Below are 26,723 nucleotides of genomic sequence, written 5' to 3'. Positions count from 1 at the left end.
TTATTTTTTTAAAGTCATCCCTTTCTGCTTTTCGTACTCTTCTCTTTGGGTTAATCCCAAGAAAACAGGGGCAATCATTCCTTTTTCCCACCTTGCTCTTGCCTTGCCCATTTCGTCTGCCAATGTTTTTTCTTTATCTATGCTATTGGTGGCTTCGTTTATTTCTTTCTTCAAATCATATAAGTAAACGCTGTCTTTCAATACCACCATTTTCTTTTCATCCTTGTGGATGATGGCATAATTGCCTCTGTCGTACATCCGCCAAAACAAAAAATCATGCGGTGCTTTGTTGGTTTTATTGGTTAGATAGGGCAACAAATCAGTGCCATCCAATGGGTTTTTAGGTTTGGCCGCTCCTTTGATATTTGCCAAAACCGTACTTAAAATATCCAAGGCAATTATGGGTTTATCGTACGTCAAATTAGCGGGGATTTTACCCGTCCATTGCATCGCAAAAGGCACGCGGATACCGCCCTCAAAGACGCTACCTTTTTGTCCGCGCAGGGGGGCATTGCTGCTACCGTTATCAGCAATAGGCCCACCATTATCGGACAAAAAAACAATAATCGTATTGTCAATTTGCCCAATTTCTTTCAATTTATCAAGCAATCCGCCTACGCCATCATCCACGGCACTCACCATAGCGGCATAGGTGCGGCGTTTGGGATTTTTGATGTTTTCAAAACGATTGAGGTATTTTTCGGTGGCTTGGAGCGGGGTGTGGGGGGCGTTGTAAGCAAGATACAGGAAGAACGGCTTTTGTTTATTTCTTTCCACAAACGACACCGCTTCTCTGGAAAGAGCATCGGTTAAATATTCAGTTTCTTCAACGACAGTATAATTTCTGTTCAGTTTTGTTCTATAACTTTCCCCTTCGCCATTGGCATCTTCGGGGTTTTGGAGAGTTAAATTTTCGGGAAAATATTGGTGTCCGCCGCCTAAGAAGCCAAAAAACTCATTGAATCCACGTTTCAAAGGGTGCAGTGACTTATGGGCTCCAAGGTGCCATTTGCCCACAAGCATACTATTGTACCCCGACCGCCCCAGGACATCGGCCATTGTCTCTTCGGTGAGGGGCAAGCCCATTGTACTATCGCCTGTTACGTATAGTGGATTGAGTTCATAACCAAAACGGTATTGATAACGACCCGTCAGCAAACCAGCACGGCTGGGACTACATACACCAAACGAAACATGCCCCGACGAAAACACCACGCCAGCCTTAGCAATACGGTCAATATGGGGCGTTGGAATATCTTGGCAGCCATTAAAACCCACGTCGTTGTAGCCCAAATCATCGGCTACGATAACGATTACATTGGGGTTTTGGGCTTGGGATTCGACTGATTGTGCCCCTTTTTTGGAAACAAAGGCCGCCATTGTGAGAACGAAGGCAGTTGAGAATAGGAATACTATTTTTTGCATGGTTCAATCTTGGACGTTATTCTTATGGAGATGAGTACTTCTTCTATGTTTTTTTAAGAAACATAATCAATTTGAGGTTTTGCAACGCTTAGTGATGATGGAATTTCTCTAATTTTTAAGCGTAGGTCAATAGAAAGCCCTCCAACCCTTAGTTGTTGGCAAAAAAAGGTAAAGTTTTTTAATTGATGTCAAAACAAATAGAAGAAGGATTGTCAGTCATCTACCCCATCACTATCCATGATTTTTGTAGAGGAGTTAGTAAGCCCGATTTGATTAACAATATACCTAGGGCAATAGGGCAGGTTGAGTATGTCCTGCAGTGTGGGTTGCATTTTGCTTGGACAATAGGTTTTACTGAGAAAGCAAAATACCTTCTCAGTAAAACCCTAGATGATTACTTCGCTTTCACGTCATCGTTGTAAATATCTCGTACGCACAGGTATTTTCCATCACGTTTTTCCCAGATTGCCATGTATTTACCCGTAGAAATCACTTTTCCGGAGGCATCTTTGAGCGTTGACTTACCAACTTCCGTAACGGTATTTTCGTCGCCAAAAACATCCATAACTTCATAGACACTCGTGGCACCTTTGGCTTTTTTGGCAAAGTTTGCCTCAATGTCCTTTTGAAGAGCCGCTTTGCCTACTACCATTGGTGCATTATTGGACAAACTCGCGGCATCATCGGCATAAAAAGCCAGTAATGCCTGCACATCGCGGGCATTGTCGGCGGCAGCCCAAGCCGTTTCTAAGGCTTGTATTTCAGTTTTTATGGCCGCCATGTCTGGCTTGGTCACTGCTTGTTCGGTAGTCTCCGCAACAGATTTGGTTGTAGTGTCAGTAGCAGGCGAATTACACCCGATGGTTAAAAAAGAAATAGCAACTGCTACAGTGGCAGGTAAGAAAAAGTTACTGTTTTTCATTGTTTTGAGTGATTTATTTTTTTGCCTGTGCTGACCGGTCGCTTCGGCAATACGATTTCGACAGCTCCGTTTTTGGTATTAATTTTCGGCTATCCTTTCCAATACACTACCGTTCCTTTTTGATTATTTTCGTACATAAAATTCAATGTACATTTAACGCTCCCCGACCCCAATAGCTCAAAAGTGTAGGTTTCAAACATCCCTTTGGGCATTCCTGCGTAGTCAAACGTATTATTGCCAATGTAGCGGTATTCTTCACCAAATACTTCATTTTTTAGCCAAAGCGCGTTATTCTTTTTGAAAAACTCTCTGCTTTTGGTTTTATCTTCTTTGCTCACATAAGTACCTAATAATCTATCAATTGCCATTGGTTCAGCCATCATAATTTTTGCCATCGACACATCGTAAAACACCTTCTTTGCATTGCCCGAATCAGACACTTTCAAGATTCTTTTTTTGGCAAAATCGGAGTTGGCGTAAGCGTCTTTCTCGATGTGCTTGTCGCCATTGAAGTAGAGCTGCGTCACCAAAGATTGGTAACCTTCGGCGGTAATCATCATGTAGTAATGAGCAGGTCTGATTTGGCCCCCACCCGCATCATAGGCAACGGGCAAAATCGTTTGGAAAGAATAATTGCCGTTTTCGTCAGAAAAAGTGGTGCCACGGTATTTGAACTCCGAGGTAGCGTTGTCGTAAACCCCATTTCCATCGCAATGCCACAGTTCAATTTTGGCGTTTTTGTAGGGAGTTGTGCAGTCTTGGTGCTTAATTTTACCCATCAATTCCACCAATTCTCCTTTTTCTCCTTTGATGACCAAATTGCTACGAACGGGGCTGTCGGGCCGATAAAAAGGCCCTAAAATGTCGGAGGTAGTTTCGCAATCGCCCACGTATCGGTCGCCTTCTGGACGTACAAAACCAGTGGCTGATACCGCAATAGCTGATAAAGCTGTGCTCTTCAAAAATGTTCTTCTTTTCATGGTAGAGGTATTAAATTAGGGTAGAAGAATGTTTGTAGGTCATGGGTACACACTTACTCCACGCGCGCTTTCTCTTCTGCTTCTGCTCTTTTGGCGGCAGCTTTCATTTTTTGATTACCAAAATTTTGCGACCAAGATATTTTAAATTTGGGCTGGGTAAATTGCAGTCTTGTTTCAAAATACTGCTGCTGTTCGGGCAAATTCAAATTAATTCGGTAGACCGAAGAGTTGAAAATGTTATCGTAGCCGAGGCTGAGTTTACCTCCATTTTTACCCATTTTCTTTTGTAAACCGACATTCAATTCACCAAACGCTTTCATTTTAGAGATGCCCCACAACCCACCTGAATTGTAATAACCTGATACTTCCAAAGTGACTTTTTTGGTCAAACTAAACGTCTGTACGTTGTATAAAGTCACATTGGGAAATTTGACCGTTACCAAATATCCGTTGTTATAAGCATTTACAACGCTGAATACTCCCGCAAGATTGGTGTACGTTGTCCACCATTTAACGGGGCTATAAGGCTGTCCGATGGTCAACGAATACGTTTGCAAGTTTTTTTGGTTTTCCGCAACATAATAGAGTTTGTTGCTACCAGGTTTTATGCGCGCCTGAAAACCCGCAATGGGACTCGACGTGTAGCTATACTGCACACTAAACAAGGTGCTTTTGAAACGATAATCGGCCTTTAAATTGTCGGAGAGGGCAGGTTGCAAGGCCGCATTGCCCGACAAAAAAGTATTTGGGTCAATAAAAAAGGTAAACGGTGCCAAATCTTTAAACGTAGGGCGCGTAATGCGGCGGCTATACGAAAAGCTCAACGTTTTATTTTTATTGTAATCATGCGTCAAAAACAGGCTTGGAAATAATCGCCCGTATTTGCGGTCAACAATATTGGGGACTTCTTCCGAACCCAAATTCGATTGCGTGTATTCAAAACGCAAGCCACCTTTCACCGTGGTTTTTGGGCCCCATTTCATTTCATACGAAGTATATGCGGCGCCGATACTCTCTTTCAAACTGTATTTTGCCGTGAAATCAGGGTCAGCTTTCCACGCATTAAACATGAGCGTTTCAACGCCTACATTGTTCTTAAATTGAGACATTACGGCCTTCACTCCCATCTCCAACTTCCCTTTTTTGCCGAAATCTCGGCTATAATCCATTTTCACAATCCCAAAATTGATGGGTGTGATTTTAGTACTTCTTACCGTTTGATTGAAAAGTAAATTGTTTTTACCATCAAACCACGTATTGTTATAATTTACGGGTTGATCGTTGTCATAATGCAAGTAATCGACCCCAAATGACAGCACTTCATTCTCACGCAAAGTGCGCTGAACCCCAAAACTTGCCCCTACGTGTTTCCAAAGATTCACTTCGTTGATTTTGAGACGAATCAGGGTATCCACCACGTTGTTTCGTGAAAGGGTTGATTCATTCAGTGTGTTGTTCATGGCGTATTTTTTTGAAAAAGCCGACACCGCAAAGCTCACCGTTGTCTTGGTATCCAGCTGATAATCAAGCCCAATGCGCACATTATGGTTGTCATCGCTGGGATGGCGCAAGGCAGAAGTCTCCGTTTCCAGCAAATTATTTCCCAACACAATGCGCCGATACGTCCGGCTGTTTTGCTCCTGACCCAAATGCACGTAGTCGTAGGAGCCATAAACCGTTATTTTATTGTGTCTATAATTCAGGTTAAAACTACTATTTCCAACAGCGCCTCTGCCATAACCCGCCGTAAGTGCATACGAGCCACTAAAGCCTTCGTTTTGATTTTTTTTCAGAAGAATATTGATGTACCCGGCATTGCCTTCAGCGTCTAAATTGGAAGGTGGCGTAGACAATAATTCGATTTTCTCAATGCTCCCGGCACTCATGCCGCTCAACATTTGTACGGCGGCATCGGAGCTCATATAATTTAGCTTACCATTAATCATGACCACTACGCCACTCTTGCCCGAAAGAGAAATTGTGTTGTCTTGGCGATTTACCATCACCCCAGGAGAGCGCTCAAGAACATCCAGCGCGGTGCTGCCTGCCGATGTAATCGAACTTTCGACGTTTATCACCAGGCGGTCAATTTTTTGCTCAAATAGCGGCTTTTTGGCAACGACTTCAACGGTATTCAATTCCATATTTTCTGATAAAGTAATCACTCCCAAATCCATCGTTGAAGACTGCGGAATCAGCTGAAAGAAAGTTGTATTTTTTTTAGAAAAACCCAACATGCTCACTTCACAGAAATAAGCACCTTCTTTGATATTTTGAATCGTGAATGAACCGTCTTCTTTGGCAACATCTCCTTTTACAAAAGAAGAATCTTTGGCACTTAAGACTAAAATATTGGCAAAGGGCAGCGGTTTACCCACATTATCGGCAACTTTGCCTAAAATTTGCATTTGTCCAGAAACCGTTTGGCTTATAAAAACCATAACCGATACAATGTAAATAACTGAACGAATAGAGGTTTTCATTTTTGTAAGGGTTTCAAGAAGTGAATGATAAAATTCTGTACTCTCCTCAGGGGAGAAATTCAAACTGAACCCTTCGAAACCAACGATGGCTTTTATCTTTTTCGTTGGCCCGATTATATATTGTAGTAAGCTGGGGCATCATTTGTGCATCAAAATTTAACGACAAATGATGCCCTTTCAATAAATCTGATAATCAGTCGATTAGCGTGCCGAATCTAGCAATTCCCACAACTCTTGACTTACCATGCTCCGCGCGTCAAAAATCTTTTTTTCGTAGGCTTTGGAGGTCATACCGGGATGCACTTTTGCTAAGATTTTTTGAAAGTCGGAAGCAACAGCCATGTCTTCCCACTTGTTATAAAAATCAGAAGTGACGTAATTAAACGGTTGCCCTTCTCCACCCAACACGCGGCTGTAAAGCCCCCATGCCGAGCGCCCACCTGTTTTCATCATTTCAACGTGCATCGGTTTCACCAACTTGGTTTCCATGTTGTAATACTCCTCCGCCTTCTCGTCTTTTACTTTCATGAAATTGATCATTTGATACTTGGCGAATGTGGTGGCCTTGGGGTCGGCGGCCACAAAATCAACACCGTAAAACACATTGCTTTGGGTCAGATTACGCAGTTTTCCAGTTTCGTTCGCAATGGCAAGTTGTTCTTTGGTCAACAATTTCTCAACATCACTAGCGAGCAAATTCCCGTACGGATTTTCCAACTTTTTCCACCCCTGAACCACCGTTACGGTGACATAATCATAGGGTCGGTCGGTGCCGCTTGGCATCCGGACGGCATACAAGCTCCACGAAGTAATCAGACCAAGTTTGATGCGCTCCTGATGAATACGCTTCCAAACCTCGCGTTCAGCTTTGAGGTATTCGGCTTCCTTACCAGGAGTTGCCTTCATCGTTTCGACGATAAAAAAGGAAGGCTCGGGGTTCTGAGCCAAAAGTGAAAGGTTGCTCAATAAAAGGGCAACGAAGAGCACGTAATGTTTAGCATTTTTCATTAGTAGAGGAAGATTTAGAGTAAAGTGATAGACTTAAAAGCTGAATCAAAGATAGTTAGCTTAAAATAGACAACATTAGTCTATTGTTGCAGAAACTTAGTCTATTGTTGCAAAAAGTTAGTCTATTGTTCCATCGGCTCAAAAACACCCTACAATTCCTTCCACTTCACTCATCATTCTACCTGATTATCAATATTTTGTAAGATGCTAAAAAGCCTATTTTTTGCTTATTTTTAAATCCCAAAGAACATTCAAAAGAAATATTTCAGCGCGACTCTATGCCCATGATAAGCGTGATAAACTGCTCCCACCAAACCATGTCGGGCACAACATAATACAGCCCTTGGCTGATGAAATAAATGACGAGACAAATCTCCAGCGTTTTGGTGTTGCGTCCCGCCTTGTAGTCGAGCCACAGAAGATACGCTATAACAATGATAATCAACGCATACGCAAAGGTTTCGACGGGTATTCCAAAAGGAAAGATGGAGATACCTACCACCATAAACCAAATCCGATCTACGGTAGGCCCCAGCACGGTCAAAGATGCCGCCAACATGTAACGGGCATGCACATACGTGCTTTTGCGATTAAGAATAGCCAATGTGTAAAATAAGCCCAGCCAAAACATATAAAACATAGGCAGAGCTTGGTACTTGGCCGACAGATGCAGTAATTCTTCCTGCGTATATTTCGGAATTCCCTTGACGGCTTCTTTCGAAATCAAGTCCATGTACACGAAATAGCCGTGTTTGGCCATCAAAAAAGCCGAAATCAAGAGAAGTGGGATTAGCACATAGCTGGCTTTTCCCACCCTCCGATGCAACACTTTTTTTTTGTATTTAATCAAAAACGGCTGAACGATAAGCATAATGACCCACGCCGCCATCAGTCCAAAATGAACGTGGATAATTGTGGCCTTAGGTTCAAAAAGCACCGAAAAATACGTGTGATAAAAGCCCCCAAAAACCAACATAATCATGGGCAAAAACCAGTAACCGAGGTTGGGGTACAGGGAATAGGCTTTAGGGGTTGTTTTCATCAAAAGGATTTGATTAATTGTTCAATTCCCAATTTTTTACCTCACACATATTCCTCGTTTGCGAAATAGTAACCACCAGCGCGTGTTACTTGCTATCATCGTTGTACATCTCTCTGATGCACAAATACTCTCGGCCACGTTTTTCAAAAAGCGCCATGTATTTGCCACTGCCAACCACTTTCCCCGTCGAGTCTTTCATGGTGGTTTTGCCTACTTCCAACACTTGCTTTCCTTCCGAAAATACCTCGATGGTTTCAAAAGAATGGGTCAATTTTTGGGTGAGGTTTTGCTTTTCCTGAAACCGTTGGATGGCCTCTTTCCCAACCAGCATGGGCGAATCGTCGGGCATTGACACGGCATCGTTGGCGTAGAAAGCCATGAGCTCGGGAATATTTTTGGTATTCACCGCAATGGCCCAATTGTTTTCTAGGGTTTCAATATCGGTACGGATTTGGGCCAAGTCTAGTTGAACGTTTTCATCCGTATTTTCACCCTGCGATGCCGTACAGGCACTCAACATAACAAATATACATCCGATTTGAAAAAGAGATTTCATTTTGTCAAATTTTAAAAAATAACTCACTCATAGACAGATAATTAAATATTGAAGTATTCTCCGAAAACAAAAGTGCTTTCGGAGAATACAATGCATTGTTTTACAACTTATTGACCTTCACAACCGCTTCGTGGTTTTGGCTGTCGCGGCAGCGAATCAAGTACAGTCCGTCGGGCAGCTGATTCAAATCAAAGGAGAGTTGGTTGGCTCCTTCGTTCATCTGCTCGGCCTTTTGCACCAATGGGCGGCCAATCAAATCTACCACTTCAATCCGCGCCAATCCCTTGCTGACGTTGCGCAAATCAACCGTTACCAAACCAGCGGTCGGATTAGGATACACCTGCATCATCAGGGCCATTGGGCGCGTTGCTTCGTCGGACTCCACACCGAGGCGGGCGTTGCTTTGGGTGCCGCAAGGCGTGATACCGCAGGCGCCCAACGTGGCACCGTTGGCCAAAAGGGCGGGTACGGCCGTCGGCGCTACGCAGAGCGACTTGCCTCCAAAACAAACCAGCACTTTTTCGACGGCATTGGAATTGCCACAACGCACGTCAATGACCTCTACCGTTACCTCGTCGGTGGAGGTACAGCCGTTGGCATCGGTCACCGTAACGGTGTAAGTGGTGGTAACCGTGGGGCATACCTGCACCGTGGCACCCGATAGATTGCCCGGCGACCAACTGTACGTAAACCCACCCGCGGCACCCGTGGCCGAGGCAGTCAGATTGGTACAGTTGCTGCCGTAGCCATTGTATACGAATTTGCAGCTACCCGCATCCACCGAAGGAGGGGTTTTCAGGGTAATTACCACGGGGTTGCTGGCGTAGGTCGTTGTGCACGTAGGAAAAGCCTGCGAACGTACTTTGATGTTGTAATTTCCAGCGGCAAGGCCGCCGAAAGTGGCACTGCTTTGCCAATTGCTACCGTTGTCGATGCTGTACTCCAACGTACCGCTACCCGTGGCGTTGACCACAATGGTCCCCGTAGGAGTGGTGCAGGTGGATTGCGTAACAGTAGGTGCATTGATGACAATGGCAGGGCAAACAGCATTGCCGGTTACGGCAAAATCATACACCGCTTCGTCGCAATCATTGTTGTTGACGGTGATGGTGGCATTCTGGACGCCCGTTGCGGTGGGCGAAAAGGTAACTGTGAAAGTAGCCGAACCGCCTGCCGCAATTGGACTGGCAGGAGATAAAGCACCTACCGTAAACAGCGCGTTGTTGGAAACAATGCTGCTGATATTGAGGGGAGTACTGCCCGTATTTTGTACAGTAAATGTTTTTATTACATTACCAATCACCTCAAAACTTCCAAAATCGGTTCCTTTGGCCGCCGTAGGCGTGTTGTCACCATCGGGGATATTGGTGAGGGGAGAACCTCCTTGAAGGTTGATTTCTTGCCCGTTAACGGTAATCAAAACCGGCATGGAATTGACTTCGTCACACACCCCGTTTTTGACCACGGCGCGGAAATAAGTGTTTGTTGTCAGGTTACCGATAGTGGCACTGGTAAGTGTTGTACTCGTACTTGCGATGTCAGTCGGTGAAGTGAAGGCCAAATCGGTTGATTTCTGCCATTTGACCACGTTGCCCGCATTGCCCGTGAGAGTTAAATCAGCGGGCGATGTACCTGCACAAATCGTTTGGGCGGCACCCACCGTTCCGCCGACGCTGGCGGGATTGACCGTCACATTAATCCCTACCGTTCGCGGACACGCATTGGCAGGATTGGTCACGGTGAAATAAAGCGTATGAGCACCCACCGTCAGGTCGGTGACCGTAAATGTATTGCCGCTGTAAGTACCTGCCGCAACCGTCATATTGGCATCTTTGTACCACGTACCGCTCACGGTAAAGTCATTGGAACCCCCAATTTGTAGGGCAGGCGTAAGTACGCCACAGGTGCTGATGGGCGCTATAATCACATCATTGTTGGTCACGTTGGGGATGGGATTGCCCTGCGGGTACTCGATGACTCCGTTGTTGGTGAGGGCTGTATTGGTATGCGCTTGAGTAGTATTGACCGTAAAGAGGCCCAGGTTGGTAAAAGTACCGGCGTTGTTGAGGTTATCAAAAATCGTGAGCTTGGCGCAGGCGTTGTTGTTGAAGGTGGAAAGTGCGTCATTTTGCACACCATCCACTGCCGTTTGTTTGATGCTAATGTCTCCGCCCGCATTGTTGTTAAACACCGCATTAACTCCTTGTACGTTAGCGATACCGCTTCCCGTTAAGGGGCCGTTTTCTCCCATCCGAATCAGCCCTGCATTGGTAAACGCACGGGTAGAGATTATTCCATTGGCCACTTGGTCAAGGTGGATTTCTGCGCCTGAACTATTGGTGAAAGGAACCGTACTGAGGATTCCCGTGCTGTAAGTCCCTTCAAAATAATTGAAGACGTTACGAATCGTGATTTTTCCGGCATTTTGGAAAGTACCAGAGGAATTCCAGATGCCATTGCCCCAGGTTTTTTCAATAGAAATGACGCCTGCGGCATTGTTGGTAAAATTACTTAGATTCAGAATACCGTCTTGTGCACTAACAAGCCCAATATTTCCTACGGTAATCGTCGCATCGTTAGTGAAGGTTCCAATATTCAAAATAGCACCTATGACGCCAGTATTTAAAATCCCTATTCGATTGATTCGTATCTCTCCCCCAACCTTATTATTAAAGGTACTACCACCTCCATTTCGGATGCCATATCCTTTCACATCCGCTTGACTACCGATTTCGATGAGAGCCTCATTGTTAAATGTATTCCCGTCTATTCTAATACCTTCCCCGCTGAGATCTGCATTACTACCAATTTTGATAGCGCCTTGGTTATTGAATAACCCAGAAGAATAGAGGGCTTGCCCACCCGCCGTTGTACGATCCATATAGATAGCACCGCCTGTTTTGTTAATAAATGTGCCGCCATTGCGATGTACGATGCATATAGCACCAACAGAGGCGATATTGCCTACCCGTATCGTGCCGCTATTATCCAAAGTACCTTTGTTCTCCATTCCCCACTTCGTAGAACGATTAATGGTCAGGAGACTGCCTGCTTTGTTATTAAATATGCCGGTTCCTGAATCAATATAGAGCCCCAGTCCTGTCACCGCCGCATTGCTTCCAATCTCGATGGTGGCTTCGTTGTTCACTACCCCAGAGGTAAAAAAAGCTTCAACCGCCGAGGTGCGGTCAATTTGGATCAAGCCGCCCGTTTTGTTGTTCAACGTACCGCCGTTGCGATGCACAATGCCTCGGTTGGCAACCGATGTGATATTGCCTATTCGTATCGTACCGCTGTTGTCTAAGGTGCCGAAATTCTCTAAGGCAAAACCCGTAGAACGATTAATGGTTAGCTGCCCACCCGTGTTGTTATTGAAAATATTTCGGTTTTCAATTCCATCGCCTGCATTATCAATTTTAATGTCCCCGCCCGTATTGTTGTTGAAAGTAGCTAGGTTCAATAGACCCCAGGTGCCTACCGATGCCAATGAGCCAATCGTAATACTGGCCGAGTTGGTAAACGTAGCCGAAAATAAATTGGATATACCTGCCGAAAATGAGCGGTCAATCTGAATAAGCCCCGCACCAGTATTGCTGAAAATTGCCCCGTTGAAAAGGCCATCTTTCCCAGTAGCAGCCAATGCCCCAATGATGATGTTTCCTGAATTGGTAAAGCTCCCAGCCTCATTGTATAAACCTGTATCCGTCCAGCGGTCGATTTGAATGTTGCCCCCAGTGCTGTTGTTGAATGTGCCTTCGTTACGAATTCCGTATTTGCCTACATCTGCCATAGCCGAACTCCCAATCGCCACCTGTCCGCTATTGGTCACTGTACCGCCGTTAAAGAAAGCGACGGTGTTTCCCGAAATGGTCTTCGAGCCATTCACCGTCAGGCTGGCCATGGCGGCAATGGTGAGGGTAGTTCCAGTTTGTACTTCAATGGTTTTAGCTACTGCCGCAGTCCCACCCACAATGCTGGGTTTGTTGATCGTATTGGGTAGCACTACATCGTCTACTGCCGTAGGTACGCTGCCATCTGCCCAGTTGCCTGGAGTGGCCCAGTTCGTAGAGACGCAGCCCGTCCAAGTGTCGGTAGTGGTGGAGGCGATAAACGGCGAAGTGAGTACCATGGGGTTGCTGGCGTAGGTAGCCTCACAAGTGGGGCTGGCTTGCAAGCGTACTTTGATGTTGTAATTGCCAGCGGCAAGGCCACCGTAGGTATTGCTGCTTTGCCAATTGCTGCCATTGTTGATGCTGTACTCCAACGTGCCGCTACCCGTGGCGTTGACAACGATGGTTCCCGTAGGGGTGGTACAGGTGGGTTGCGTGACGGTAGGGGCATTGATGGTTATAGATGCAGATGCAATTGCCCCATACAGGTTGTCATTGTTGGTCGCACTATTCGGGTCATCCGAAGCGCTGTTGCTGGTAAACGTCACATTGCAGCCAACTACTTGCGGGTCATTGGTGGTACCCGGAGCGACTGTGCCGCCATTGTCCGCTTTATCAAAAATGAAAAGCGCACCGCCGTAGCCCTTGCCGTTGTTGTAGCCCGTACCACCGATAGCAGTATTGCCATCAAAAGTGACCCCTTGTAAAGTGAGCTTACCGCTGGTGACAAAAATAGCGCCCCCAAAGCCAGCGCCGCCACCGCCATAGCCGCTGTTATTACCGCCGCCGCCGCCGAAGCCGCCACTGCTGCCGAAGCCGCCACTGCTGCCGCCGCCGCCACCGCCAAAACCGCCATCGCCTCCATTGCCGTCATAGCCGTATAGGCCGCCGCCGCCGCCGAAGCCGCCATCGCCCTGTACGCCCAAGTTTGGGCTACCTGAGCCACCGCCGCCGCCGAAGCCGCCATCGCCGCTGCCATTACCGCCGCCGCCGCCGAAGCCGCCACTGCTGCCGAAGCCGCCACTGCTCCCGCTCCCGCCGCCGCCGCCGAAGATTACAATTCCGCCGTTGGTACCTGGCATTACTCCAGCACTCGTTACACTTCCTCCAACTATGGACCCATTGCCCAATACGCCGCCACCGCCGGTGCCATTAACGCCGCCGCCGCCGAGACCACCGCCCCCCCTGACACTGCCGTAGGTAAAATTACTACCGTTGCCGCCGATTGCCTGATTACTTTTGAGCGTCACATTGAGCAGGCGCAGGTCTATACTGCCGCTCAGCACACCGGTAGCAGTAGTTGGGTCCTGTTTACCTTCATGAATAAAAATGGCGCCGCCAGCACCCATACCACCGCTATTACCATTGCCACCTTTGGCGTAGCCGTTGGCGAGCGTGAGGTCTTGGAGGGTAATGGTGCCGTTTTGAATCCAAAAGATGCGGTTAGTACCATTGCCACTGATGGTAAGGTTTGGGGCTCCCGAGCCTTTGATGGTCATGTGGTTGGTGATCACCAGGAAGAATAGGCTGTTGGCGGGGTCGATGGTCACGGAGATGGTGCCTGTCACGCCTGTCGCATCGATGATATGCGGATTGGCCGCCGTAGCCGTGTTGTCAGCATTGGCATCGTCAATGGCTTTGCGCAATGAACCTGTACCGCTATTGGTGGTGTTGCTGACGGTGAAGGTAGTTCCATACGAGGAAGTGAACCCTACGCACAGAACGGTTAGGATCAGGAGTAAATGTTTCATGAGGGTGATTGATGAGAAGAATTTTCTCATTGAATCAACAACAGTAGGGTAAAAGACCTTCATAAATAGATAGGATTGGGAAAATAATAGAGAGTTTTTCATACGAAACGCTTGTAAAAAAAGTAGGGTAAAGTGTAATTGTAAACGTGTAAAAAGTGGAAAATCCCAAGCGTGAAAACGCATCCACGAAAGCCGCCAAAGGCTGGCCTTTCGAGCACCGAATCAAGAAGGCATGGGAGTGATAAGCACAGGTGGGCACCTGCCAAAACAGCAAAGAGCTTGCATCCAATTTTGGTTTAAGGGTTTAGAGAATAGGCGTTATGCCATTGTTTTGGCAAAGCTAAGGAGCTATAAATTGAAGCTGTTTGTCTATTTGGGCAATTAATTAGTTTATCGTTCCAGACTTAGTTTATTGTTCCAAAAACTTAGTTTATTGTTCCAAAACCTTTTTTGAAACGCAAAAAAGGGCCCTACACCGAAAATAAACAGTCGGTAATGAGATAAAAAAACTGGCGGTCAGTTGCTGGCTTATTGAGGCAGTGATTTAGAATCCATTAAGTCAAACTTGCGAAGAATGGCCTCAAAACGGGGGTCTTTTCGGTGAATTTTGAACGTTGGATTTACCAGAATATCGGAGTGAATAACGCCCAAATCGGCCGCTTTTTGTAAGTAAACCATGCTGCTGTCTTTCTCCCCCATGCCTGCGTAAACCATCGACTTAGAAAGGTAATCTTGCGGGTGATTTCCCAGCGATTTTAGATACGACACCGACGAAGTTTTATTGCCCTGGCGGGCTTCGCAATAGTAGATGAGCGTGCTGAAATATTTCATATTCGGATTCAACTCCTGCACTTTTTTGAATTCTTTCAGCGCCTGCGCGTAGTTCTCCCGAATCAAATAATAGTAGCCCCTCGCCATGTAATACACAAAGGAGTCATCGAAAATCAACTGTCCATCTTTGATGCTTTTTTCGGCCAAATCGTACCGCCCAGCGTAGGCACAATTCAAGACATGCCCACCCAAAATAACGGGGTACAACGGGTCGATGGCCATGGCTTTGGCGCTGTATTGGAGGGCCTCCTCTGGGTGGCCCATCGAGCGCATCAACAAGCTATACCAATAAATGGTTTGGGCGTCGTTGGGGCGGTATTTCAAGGCAATAGTGTATGATGTCTTGGCTTGCTGCCACTTAAACTGATCCCGGTACACATTCCCTAAGGTGGCGTAAGCCGTGGCATTTTTCGCATCCAACTGAATCGCTTTCAGCGCGTTTTGTTCGGCGGCATTGCCGCTAGTCGCCATATCGGCATAGCCCATATTTCCCCTGAGATGACTAGCAATCGCTTTGTAAGCGTAGGCTTCCGCAAAATCGGGGTCGAGCGCCAGCGCACGTTCAAACTTCTGGATACTCGCGGCCAATTTTTCTTGGGTACGCTCAATCATGAGCAAGCGTCCTTGCAAAAACTCATTGTAAGCCTCGGCATTTTTTGTCGGAACCCGCTCTAATTTATTCGCCAATTCGGGTGTAATCTTTTGGTTAAGTTCTAAAGCAAGCTCTTTGACGACTTCGTTCATTAGGTTGAAAAAATTCTTCAAATCCCCTTCCTGGTTTTTGGTCCAAACCGTGATACCATCTTGGGTACGAACCAATTCTAGCGCCACTTGCGCCTTGTTTTTCTTTTCATCGACGCGTCCTTGCAAAATATACGCCACCTGAAGTTCGGCCCCAATCTGCCGAGCCGTTTTTCCGCTGTCTTTGTATTCGTTGGAAGACCGCCGGGCAATTACTTTGAGGTTTTCAATGAGCGACAGTGAACCGTGGATTTCTTCCATTACCCCTTCGGCCAGCGATTCGCCGTTAGCATCGCTTTTGAAGGGTAAAATGGCAACGGAGTTATCAAAAAGTTCGTTGTAATTAGCCACACCGAACGTATTAGCAGAGCGTGAATTTTCCTGACTTTTCCAAAAATACACCCCAATCACAAACCATATGGCCAAAAAGATACCACCCCATACGTACCGATAACTTTTGTCTGAACGATGCACCGAAGCGCCCTGAACACTGGGCCCGCTCACCGTAAAAGTGCTGCTCGCTGGGACAGGGATATTTTTTTGTTTTCTGAATTCGGTCGGGCTAACCGCAAATTCTTCAAAGAAGTATTTACTGAAATTTTGGGGACTGTCTATTCCGATCAAATCCGCAATTTCGGCAATACGCCAGTCGGACGTTGCCAGTAGCTCTTTTGCTTTGTGCAATCTTATTTTTCGGATGTACAGCGTGGTCGAGAGTTGGGTTTGGTCTTTGATAATCCGGTGCAGGTGCGTCCGGCTGATACCCAATTCTTTATAGACCTGATCTAATGAAAACGTAGGATTATCAAGGTTTTCCTCAACAATTCGGGTTAATTTCTCAATGATTACATTTTCGGGTACACTCATACGACCAACTTGGGAATCAAATACTAGGGCCATGTTTGGGTATAAAGTTAAGGCCTTTAATGATATTTTTAGAATATTTTATTGGACAATAAATATCCTTGATTGAAGACCAATTCTCTTGGCCTGTATTTTGGATTTCTTAACTACCTAACCGTCGCGGTACGCCTACCCAAAATACCTTACATTAATAACTTCCGAAAACCGTAGAAGGCACGTTCAATCAGGCGTAGGTCGGCGGTTACGATTTCTGCCGTACCCGCCATTTCTGACTTACAAACAAAGGTCTGGTTGTAGGTACTTTTCAGCCCTTTAGGTAGCGCCACCATGACGCGGTAATAGCGCACATTGAGCGAAGGAGCCAGGCTCAGTACTCGCCCTTCGAGCATCCCAAATTCTTGATAGGGATAGTCGTCTAGTTTGATGATGACTTTTTGGCCCACATCGGCCTTTCCCATGCCATGAACAGGGATATCCATAGTGGCAATAAACTGTGCTTTTGTTGGCATCACGGCAAAGAGCGTATCCGAAACACTGAGGTGCTGATTTTCGGTTAAGTTCTTCAAAAATACCAACTTACCATCGGCTGGAGCCGTAATGAGGTAGTTTTGTTGCCAATTACGCAGGCTGTTTTCAATGTTATGAACGCTGCGTTCGATGTTGTCGAGATAAAGACGTTTTCTTTCCAAAAACGTTTGCTCAAACACCCGCAATTCTGCTTCCAATTCGTTGATTTTTAAATTATTTTCAAACGTATTTTTAAGGAATTCTTCACGCTCACGTTGTTTTTTTAAATGCTTATTCTTGCTCGCGATGTATTCAAATTTACTGTAAATCCCTTCGTTAAACAGCTTTTCGTCGCTGAGAAAATGCTCTTTTTCATTGGCAAACTCCTCTTCATTGAGCATTTTCTGACGCTCGTTGATGGCTGCCAATGCACGAAGCTGCTCCGCTTGTTGTTGCATCGTTTGCCCCTGCGCTGCTTGGTAAGTATCTGACTGAATGCGTTTGAAATCTCGGTAATTTTGGCGAAGTGCGTTAAAATCTTCCTGTAAATCTCCCCAGGTAAAGTTGTTGCTTGGAAAAACTATTTCACGTTGGGGATTTTGTAAAAAAGCCTGCGCATCGCTGAGTAATTGCTGCATGGTAGGGATATTTTCTAGCCGCGTTGTATTTTCCGTTTCGGCCAAAACATCTCCTTTTTTTACCATCATTTCATCCTTGGCCAACAGCCGTACCATGCGCCCACCCATGGGCGCTACCACCCGAATGGGCGGCACTTGCGTGGTGACGATAGCGTTTCCTTTCAACACTTCGGGGTATTTAATAACCCACGTACCCACAAAAAACAACAGCACAATTCCCGACATCACCCCCGCTCCCGTACGAATCACCCAACTGGGTGTTTCGCTCAAAATACTGAGCATTTCTTCTCCTAACTGATTATTTGAGTACCTTTTCATGTTACGTTTAAGTTATATACTGGATTGAATAAAATCGACGATTGAATTGTTTTGAGGGTTACTCTACTTTGGGCAGAGGCAAGAACTCTACTGCGGGCAGAGAAAAGAATGCTAATGCGGGCAGAGGCAAGCCCTGCCCCTACTAGGCGGCGGCTTCTAGCTGTGTGGTGAGCAGTTCATAATAGCGCCCTTCCAAGGCAAGTAGCTCTTCATGGGTGCCTTTTTCCCTGATTTGTCCTTCTTCAATGACCACAATTTGATCGGCATTACGAATCGTGCTGAGGCGGTGTGCCACTACTACTACGGTGCGACCGCTGAAAAATTCGTCCAGATTTTTCATGATTATTTGTTGATTCTGAACGTCCAAAGCGCTGGTACCTTCGTCAAAAAACAGGAATTCAGGGTCTTTGTAAACTGCACGGGCAATGAGTATACGTTGCTTCTGTCCTTGGCTGATGCTGCCGTGCTCACTGCCGATGATGGTGTGATAACCCAGCGGCGTGGACTCAATCCACTCGTGAATATTAGCCACCCGAGCGGCATTGTGCAGCCGTTCCATGTCAGGGTCGTTATCGCCAAGGGCGATGTTGTTCAGAATCGAATCCGAAAATATCACCCCGTCCGACATCACCACTCCGCATTCGCTGCGCCAAGCCCGCGTTGAGATGTTGTTGAGACTGAGTTTTCCGAGCGACAATTCCCCAGAAGTGGGAGCGTAATGTTTCATCAACAATTTGAGAAGGGTGGTTTTGCCGCTGCCACTTGAGCCCACAATGGCGGTTGTTTTGCCCGCAGGAATGTAGAGCCGAATATCGCGGAGAGTACTGTTTTGGGCATTTGGGTAGTGGAAATTTACATTCCGCAAAACCAAGGGTTGTTTCTCCGACAACTGCGTCACTTTTGTAAAATCATCGCCTTCTTCTTCGGGCATTTGATGCACCGCGTTGATGCGCTCTGTGCTGATGCGGGCATCCTGAATCTGCTGAAGATAGGCAAAAAGCTGTTCGGTAGGGCCGTTGGTTTGACCTAGCATTTGCTGTACGGCGAGCATGGCTCCCAGCGAAAGGTCGCCGTCAAGAACGGCCTTGGCCGACAAAAACGTGATAATCAACACCTTGGTTTCGTTGATGAGCAAGCCGCCGATTTGCTGAACCTGCGAGAGCTTAAGGAGTTTGATATTTTGCCGAAAAAGCTTGGCCCGAATCTGTTCCCAATCCCAGCGTTTGAGCATTTCGGCATTGGCCAACTTAATGTCGGGCATTCCCTGAACGAGTTGAACCAGTTTATTTTGTTCTTGTTCGGCCATTTTTGCCCGCTTGAAATCATGCTCGCGGCGTTTTTTCATAAAAATCGAAATCCAACTGATATAGAGCAGCGTAGCTCCCAGAAAAATACCGAAGATGGTCAAGTCGTAGAGGGCAAAAATAAGGGTGTAAATGACCAGATTCAGTAGCGAAAACAAGATGGCAATCAGGTGCGTTGAAAGAAACGTTTCGATGCGTTTTTGGTCTTCGATGCGCTGCATCACCTCCCCCACCGCTTTCTCGTTGAAATAACTGATGGGCAAACGCATGATTTTGGCAATAAAATCGGTCAATAACGACACCCCGACGCGGGTACTGACGTAAAGCAAGAGCCAACCCCGAATGGCTTCGAGCGAATTACGCCCCACCATCAGCATCAATTGCCCCGCCAGAAAAATGTAGATAAAGTTTAGGTTATGATTCATCACCCCCACGTCCACAATGGACTGGGTAAGAAAAGGAAAAATGAGTTTGAGAATAGTCCCGACAATCATGCCCAACCACAACTGCCACATCAATTTGGGGTATTTTTTTAAATAGGCCGTCAACGAACGTAATCCCTGTGGCTGGGCGTCGGTGGGTGCTTCGGCATCCTGAAAAAACGCGGGCGTGGGATCGAGCAACAATACGGTTCCTTCTTCTGCACCCGCTGGTAGCCAATGCTTACAAAATTCATCGGCCGACACCGTCAACGGAGTTTTGTCGGTACAGATGGAAACCTGATTCTGAACGATGTTGGAAACTACCACAAACCCGTGATTATCCCATTTTATAATGCAGGGCAGCGGAATTTCACGTTTGAGGGATGAAAAAGAAATACTGATGCAACGGGCTCTGAAACCCATGGACTCGGCGGTTTCGGCAAGGTCTCTCAAGCTACCGAAACCATGGCTTTTTTTAGCCCGGAGGGTACTTAACGAGAGTATTTTTCCATGGTGTTGCGCTACGCTTCCTAGGCATTTTAGCGCGGAATCATTGTGGTCTTTTTGACGTACAAAAGCCGATACAGACGAAAAATGTTGAGTTTCCATACGCAGAACAATCTTAAATAATTACGGTTAGACCCTTGTTTATCATTAATAAATGATAAACCAAAAGTATAACCGCCCCAACAAAAGTCGTTGGTACGATGTTCTGAAAACTTAGTCTATTGTTTCAAATATTTAGCTTATTGTTCCACACCCTCGGCAATAAGCAGAAGGAACGGATTGGATGTGAAAGGCTACCCTGGTGGGTGCATTTTTATCGGGCTTTAAGGATTGTCTTTTCCAATAGCGTTTTGTAGCGGGAATCTTCTTTGAAATTAGCCAACCAATCCCGTACAATAAATGGGAAAAACAGCATCGGAGGCTCGCGCAAGGCAATAGCCTTTTCAAAGAAATCATACGCTGTATCTTTATCGCCCAGACAGGCGTGTACGATACCCATGTCATAGTTGGCCACAGGTTGGGTTTGGTGCAAGACTTCCATTTTCTGGATTACCTCCCTCGCTTTCTCTTGGTGGCCCATCAGCGCCAACAGGCTGCCATAGCCGCTCAGGGTTAGGCCACTATAATTTTGACGGAGGGCCTTTTCTAGTTCGGTGAGGGCTTCATTATATTGCTTGGATTTTATCAAATTGAACCCCATGATGATGTGCCCGCCCCAAAAATTGGGTTCGAGTTCCAGCAGCCTTCTTCCCTGTACAAGGGCTTTCCGAAAATCACCCGCAATCCAGTAAATATACCCTGTGTAGAAATTATTAATCAATGAAAAAGGGTCGAGGTCAAAGGCAGTCTGAGCATGGTCGATGGCGCGGGGAACTTCGCCCAATATACTGAGACACAGGGCATATTGACCGTGGGCTTCAGCCATGTTATGATTCTGCTCGAGGGCTTTTTGGAACGAGCGCAACGCTCCCACCAAATCCCATTCATGATACATCTTTAAGCGAGCGATGGCCAGATGACTTTCAGCAATTTGGTCATCCAATTCAAGCGAGTATTGGGCGCACTGCTGCATTTGAGGTAGGCACTGGGTAGCCGAAGCGTACCGATAAAACCACAAATTGAGAAAACAGGACGCCATTCCAGAATAGGCGATAGCATAGCTGGGCTCGATTGCTATTGCTGCCTGATAATATTCAATGGCTTTGTAAAAATTGTCGGCTCCCGCAAATTTATTGTAGTAAAAACGCCCGTACAGATACAGCCGATACGCCTCGGGATTGTTGGTGTACCTCTTCAAGACGGCGACTTTTTCGGTAACTAATACGTTGCTCTTAATCCGGTTGAGAATAGATAGTGAAATTTCATCCTGAATATCAAATACATCTTCCGCTTCGCGGTCATACTTTTCCGACCATACATTAAATCCGTCGGCCACTTTGTTAAGTTGGGCGGTAATACGTAGCTTATTGCCTGATTTTCTGAGGCTTCCTTCCAAAACAAAGCTAACGTTCAGCCGCTGACCGATTTGTCTTACGTCCAGGCTTTGGCCTTTAAACGCAAAACTGGAGGTACGTCCCGCTATTTTCAGGCCCGAGACCTGCGCAAGTCGGTTGATGATCTCTTCGGTCATGCCGTCACAGAAAAAATCCTGCTCGGGGTCGCTACTCATATTTACGAAGGGCAATACTGCAATCGACACTTCCAAATCGGTCACCGTAGAAACCTCTTCCGTTTGGGACTGTTTTCTGAATTCAGTAGGATTTACGTTGAACTCCTGCGTAAAGTATTTGCTAAAGTTTTGCGGACTGTCAATTCCTACTTCGTAGGTAATTTCAGACACTCGCATGTCTGTATTAATTAATAAGTCTTTGGCTTTCAACATTTTTACTTTCCGGATGTAAAGAGTGATAGGAAGTTGGCTGTGGGCAGTTACGATTCGGTGCAGCTGCGTTCTGCTTATTCCCAACTCCTTACAAATGCTACTTAGCGAGAAGGCCGGATTGGTAATATTCTGCTGGATTAAATAGGTTAGTTTCTCAAAAGTTTCTTTTTCTGAACTATGCATAATACCCTTAACGCAAATAAAGACTAGACTAAATTTTGTAAAATTCCCTGAATGTAGTTAATAAATACATTTTTTGGGCAATGGAAACAATTATTATCATAGGTGCTTCATTTTTTGTCGAGAAACATCGTTAGGGGAAACACTATAACAAATTATCGTTCAAAATATCTGAGAGATTAATGAGTCAAAAAATAATTTACAACTCCCGAATCCGAATATTCCGAAAAGCCGCTTCGTCGCCATGGTCTTGGAGCAAGATATGCCCAGGGGCAGTTCCGAAATCCTTTACATCTTTAAACTTACTTTCGGCTTTGGCTCTCATAAATTCAGGACTGCTGATGGTGTACTCAACCACTTTCACGCCGTTGAGCCAATGCATTACGCGCGTACCTTCCACCCTGACACGGCCTTTGTTCCATTCGCCGATGGGTTTTAATTGTCGTGAAACGGGCGCAAACAACTCGTACAATCCAGCGGTGCGGCGTTTGTCGTTGGTGTCGTTGGCGATGTCTTTGTTGCCAGCATCATCAATGAGCTGATATTCACAGCCTAAGATGGAACCGTCTGGGTATTTTTTGACGAAATATTTCAACCCTGTATTTGCTCCAGGGGCAAGTTTGAATTCAAACTCTAAGTCAAACTGCGCAAATATCTTTTTGGTAATAATGTCCCCACCCCGCACTACGGCTTTGCTTTCGCCTTTCCCTTGATTAACCACCAGAATTTTATTGTCAATGGCCCAACCTGCTTTGGGAAATTGGTCCGATTTGGCCGAAACCCATTGCTCGGTAGAGGTGCCATTAAAAAGTGGAATCCAGTCGTTTGGAAAGTAGACATTTACCTCGGGGTGCATCGTATACATCCGGTATTGCTTGCCGTCGTGGACCAGCAAACCGCTGGATTTATCGTTACCGATGATGGGGTTATTTTCATATTTTTTCCAGTGAATCAAATCCTTAGAAACCGCCACGTTCATCGACCATTCGCGCCAATCTTTAAAGGCGGAAGCATGATAATAGCCGTAGTACAGCCCTTTGTATTTGATAATTTGGTTCATGGCTACGGCGTATTGATCGTAGGTTTCAGGCCCCATTTTCAACACGGGTTCGTCTTGCACGTTCGTCCAGATTTTCAGGTCTTTGGAAGTAGCCAGCCAAATACCCAAGTCGCCGCGTTCATAATAAAGATACCACGTGCCCTTTTCGTACCAAATCGCGGGGGTTCCGTACGCCCCTTCGGAAATTGGGTTTCCGTTGGTGAGCCGCACATCCAGCGCCCCCTTTTCCTGCCAATGAATGCGGTCTGTGGAGGTGAGCAAATGCGCTACGTCGTTTCTGCCTTCGGCAAACATATAATACACGCCGTTGGACTTAATGACCGACATATCTTCGACCCAATCCAAATCATAAATGGGATTCGACGAATGGCGCGTCCACGTGAGTCCGTCGGGAGAAGTGGCGTAGCCTAAATGCATGACGGCATTTTTTTCCTTTTTGTAGCCCGTGTACCACAAATGGTAGGTGTTTCCTTCACGTAAAATGTAGCCGCGTTCCCTGATTTTCTCGTCCCAAGTGCCAGGCTTACCCGTTCCTGCAAAAACAGGATTTTGGGCGTAGGATTTGAAATTGACAATTTCACTCGGAAATTCCTCAGAGGCCGTGGGTAGTGTTCTCACCGCCAACGTTTTATTGCCTTTAGGAGTGTTCTCATCGCCAGCCTCGTTAGGCGAATAACCAATGGTAAAAGCCACCATAAGCGGCGTTAAAAGCGTTACTATTTTCATGATCATTTCATCATTTTATCGCGAGCTGCCTTGAATTCAGAGCCCTTTTTCCATCCTGGAAAAGTGCTTTCGTTGCTGATTCGGTGCCCCACTTCGTACAGCAGTTTCATGTCTTCGACAATACCCGTCAAATCCCATTTTCCGTCATACTCATCGGTGGGCATGTGGTAGCGGTAGAGATTAAACTGCTCTTTTTGGGCTTTGCCCCAGTCTTCACCGTGTTGACGGGAAATCACGCCGTTTTCGATGTACAACGACGGTACGCCTACTTTGGCAAAATTAAAATGGTCGGAACGAAAGTACCACCCTCCCGACGGATTGGGCTCACCCCGCGTGAATCGGTCTTGCTTTTTAGCCGCCGCCTCAATGTAATCGTCCAAATCTGACTGCCCTTTTCCGACCACAATCACGTCTTTGGTGCGTCCAAAAGGCTGCAAAACGTCCATGTTGATGTCGGCCACGGTTTTGTCAAGCGGAAAGATGGGATGCGTACAATAATATTCTGACCCCAACAAACCCTGCTCTTCGGCCGTTACGACCATAAACACAATCGAGCGGGCGGGTTTCTTTTTGAGTTTAGTAAAAGCCGTCGCTATTTCCAATACCGCCGCCGTACCTGAGGCGTCATCGGCGGCTCCGTTATAAATAGAATCCCCGTTGATTGGCTCGCCCTTGCCGAGGTGGTCCCAGTGGGCAGTGTACACCACGTACTCGTTGGCGCGGGTTGTTCCTGGCAGCACCGCCATCACGTTGTGAGAAGTAGATTTTTTGGTTTCATTGTTGATGGTCAACGAAGTTGTTACACCAAGCGGCACTGGTTTAAACCCTTTTTTGCTGGCTTCGTGCATTACATCGGGCTTAATCCCTGCGAGCTGAAAGAGTTTTTTGGCCGATTCTAGCGTAATCCACCCTTCCATCGCGGCCCGTGAGCGATTGTCGTCAGCAGCTTGGAGGTACAGTTTAGATTTTGACCAGCCGCTTCGCACCACCGACCAGCCATAACTCGCCGGGCCCGTATCGTGAATGATGAGCACTCCAGCAGCGCCTTGGCGAGCTGCCTCTTCAAATTTGTACGTCCACCGACCATAATAGGTCATGGTGTTTCCTTTAAACAGGTTATCGTCTACAATCCCCGGATCGTTGACCAATACCAATACGGTTTTACCTTTGACGTCCAGCCCAGCGTAGTCGTTCCAACCGTATTCGGGCGCCACAATGCCATAACCCGCAAACACCATTTCGGAGTTTTCGACCTTTACTTGGTCTTGCACGCGGCGCGTAGCGGCCACAAAATCCGTAAGGTAGTTGAGGGAAATCTCCCCGCTTTTACCTTTCATGACCAGCGGACCAGCGGGTTTGGACAAAATATCCACCATAGGCACCTCCTGAAAATAGCTTTTGCCATTGCCGGGTTTCAGGCCTAATTTTTCAAATTCGGTTTTTAAGTAATTGATGGTTTTGGTTTCACCAACGCTGAACGGCTTGCGGCCTTCAAAGGCGTCGGAAGCTAGTACTTGAATATGCTTTGCAAATGCCTTGCCGTCGATGAGCGCATCGTCGGCGGTGTGGCTTACCAAAAAGACACTGCTCAGGAGGAGACAGAAAAAAATCAATTTGTTCATGAGATGATTACGGGGTCAGTGAATCACCAAAGATAGGAAGATAGGCTCCATAAATTCAAGAACGAAAAACGTATCTCCCCAAATCATTTTTTTCATTCACCACAAAAAAAGCCTCCTCTCGTCACACAGAAGGTGACAAGCGGAGGCAAAAAAACGTAGACTCAATACGAAGCCACCGTTTTATCCATTCATAGGTTTGCCTTTTTTCTTATTCAATTGCTTTCAACTGTTGTAAGATACTCCTCGTTATCGATTTTCGGCATTGTCCAAAATCAGTATTTACAATGGTACGTTTTCTGATCAAACGAGTAGCAAAAAAATAAACATTGTCGTTACGCTCAACATACCCCACCCACCAACCAATATTATTACCGTCAACTCGTGTCCACCCTGTCTTTGACCTAAGGGTATATTTGTTGTTTTTTTCAGTAATCATCACGTTTTTTAAGATTTCAAGGTTTCTTGCTGAAAAAGGGAGTTTACTCTCATAGACTTTAATCAGAAATTGAACCTGATTTAAGGGAGAGATACCGAATGCGCCAAAATTCCAGAAATCATCACCTTTTTCCGTAAGATTTGAGTTGCCGTACCCACAAAGTGTTAGATAATGGGCGTATTTTTCTCTGCCCACTTTTTTTGCCAACTCAATAAAGACCCACCCAGCCGACACTTCGAAAGCCTCTTTTACAGTGAGGTCTTTATAAATATCTGGCCGATACCCATACAAAACGGTGTCGGTTTCTCCGACCCATTTTACGATTTCATTTTCATCCTTGATAACACCCGTTTCCAACGCAATAAGCAGATTTATCACCTTAAATGTGGAAGCAGGCTGCGTCGTTATTTTTGCGTCCGAACTATCACTAACCATCCATTTTTGGTTTTTGTAATCATATATTGTGCTACTACCACTCACGTTACATTCTTTGAATGGCTTAACGAAATCAATCTGCGCTACGGTTGAAAATGAGTACAGAATAGCAAAAAACAAAGTGATTAGTCGCATATAAGTGCATTTAATTAACATTTTTCTTTTTTGAAGGAGGCAAAAAACTTAAAATCAT

Annotated in this window: 15 protein-coding genes; all 15 read right to left on the bottom strand. The window is 46.0% G+C overall.

The features are described from left to right. The 15 genes from GVN20_RS03695 to GVN20_RS03625 all read right to left on the bottom strand — a co-directional run bounded on the left by GVN20_RS03695 (position 1) and on the right by GVN20_RS03625 (position 26,665). Positions 1-1,425: a sulfatase-like hydrolase/transferase gene (locus GVN20_RS03695; RefSeq protein ID WP_166557012.1), complete on the bottom strand. Its 1,425-nt coding sequence runs from the start codon at positions 1,423-1,425 to the stop codon at positions 1-3. 394 nt (positions 1,426-1,819) lie between these two features. Next, a complete protein-coding gene (locus tag GVN20_RS03690; protein WP_166557011.1) occupies positions 1,820-2,347 on the bottom strand; it encodes a DUF4440 domain-containing protein in 528 nt (175 codons plus the stop codon). An 89-nt stretch (positions 2,348-2,436) separates the two neighbouring features. Continuing rightward, entirely contained in the window at positions 2,437-3,327 is an 891-nt protein-coding gene (locus GVN20_RS03685) for a catechol 1,2-dioxygenase (RefSeq protein ID WP_166557010.1), read from the bottom strand. Between the two features lie 53 nt (positions 3,328-3,380). Further along, positions 3,381-5,810 carry an outer membrane beta-barrel family protein gene (locus tag GVN20_RS03680; protein ID WP_166557009.1) on the bottom strand — a complete coding sequence of 810 codons (2,430 nt, stop codon included), beginning with the start codon at positions 5,808-5,810 and terminating at the stop codon, positions 3,381-3,383. A 201-nt stretch (positions 5,811-6,011) separates the two neighbouring features. Continuing rightward, on the bottom strand, positions 6,012-6,818 hold the full coding sequence (locus GVN20_RS03675) for a hypothetical protein (RefSeq protein WP_166557008.1): 807 nt from the start codon (positions 6,816-6,818) through the stop codon (positions 6,012-6,014). A 265-nt stretch (positions 6,819-7,083) separates the two neighbouring features. Continuing rightward, complete coding sequence (locus tag GVN20_RS03670) at positions 7,084-7,860, bottom strand: hypothetical protein (RefSeq protein ID WP_166557007.1); 777 nt, start codon at positions 7,858-7,860, stop codon at positions 7,084-7,086. A gap of 85 nt (positions 7,861-7,945) precedes the next feature. Continuing rightward, positions 7,946-8,416, bottom strand: a complete 471-nt coding sequence (locus tag GVN20_RS03665) for a DUF4440 domain-containing protein (RefSeq protein ID WP_166557006.1) — start codon at positions 8,414-8,416, stop codon at positions 7,946-7,948. Between the two features lie 100 nt (positions 8,417-8,516). Continuing rightward, positions 8,517-14,057: a choice-of-anchor D domain-containing protein gene (locus GVN20_RS03660; RefSeq protein ID WP_166557005.1), complete on the bottom strand. Its 5,541-nt coding sequence runs from the start codon at positions 14,055-14,057 to the stop codon at positions 8,517-8,519. Between the two features lie 528 nt (positions 14,058-14,585). Continuing rightward, positions 14,586-16,529: a helix-turn-helix domain-containing protein gene (locus GVN20_RS03655; RefSeq protein WP_229598956.1), complete on the bottom strand. Its 1,944-nt coding sequence runs from the start codon at positions 16,527-16,529 to the stop codon at positions 14,586-14,588. Positions 16,530-16,675: 146 nt separating this feature from the next. Further along, positions 16,676-17,956, bottom strand: a complete 1,281-nt coding sequence (locus tag GVN20_RS03650; RefSeq protein WP_166557004.1) for an HlyD family efflux transporter periplasmic adaptor subunit — start codon at positions 17,954-17,956, stop codon at positions 16,676-16,678. Positions 17,957-18,098: 142 nt separating this feature from the next. Continuing rightward, positions 18,099-20,291, bottom strand: coding sequence for a peptidase domain-containing ABC transporter (locus GVN20_RS03645; RefSeq protein WP_166557003.1), 2,193 nt, complete (start codon positions 20,289-20,291; stop codon positions 18,099-18,101). A gap of 211 nt (positions 20,292-20,502) precedes the next feature. Continuing rightward, complete coding sequence (locus GVN20_RS03640; RefSeq protein ID WP_166557002.1) at positions 20,503-22,254, bottom strand: helix-turn-helix domain-containing protein; 1,752 nt, start codon at positions 22,252-22,254, stop codon at positions 20,503-20,505. Between the two features lie 196 nt (positions 22,255-22,450). Further along, positions 22,451-24,037 (bottom strand): family 16 glycoside hydrolase, encoded by a 1,587-nt coding sequence (locus GVN20_RS03635; RefSeq protein WP_166557001.1) that lies wholly within the window; start codon positions 24,035-24,037, stop codon positions 22,451-22,453. A 2-nt stretch (positions 24,038-24,039) separates the two neighbouring features. Further along, positions 24,040-25,659, bottom strand: coding sequence for a M28 family metallopeptidase (locus tag GVN20_RS03630; RefSeq protein ID WP_166557000.1), 1,620 nt, complete (start codon positions 25,657-25,659; stop codon positions 24,040-24,042). Positions 25,660-25,867: 208 nt separating this feature from the next. Then, positions 25,868-26,665 carry a class D beta-lactamase gene (locus GVN20_RS03625; protein WP_166556999.1) on the bottom strand — a complete coding sequence of 266 codons (798 nt, stop codon included), beginning with the start codon at positions 26,663-26,665 and terminating at the stop codon, positions 25,868-25,870. Positions 26,666-26,723 lie beyond the last annotated feature (58 nt).

The sequence above is a fragment of the Runella sp. CRIBMP genome, from assembly GCF_009905605.1.
Classification (GTDB): domain Bacteria; phylum Bacteroidota; class Bacteroidia; order Cytophagales; family Spirosomataceae; genus Runella.
This window is presented reverse-complemented; position numbering and strand designations above follow the sequence as displayed.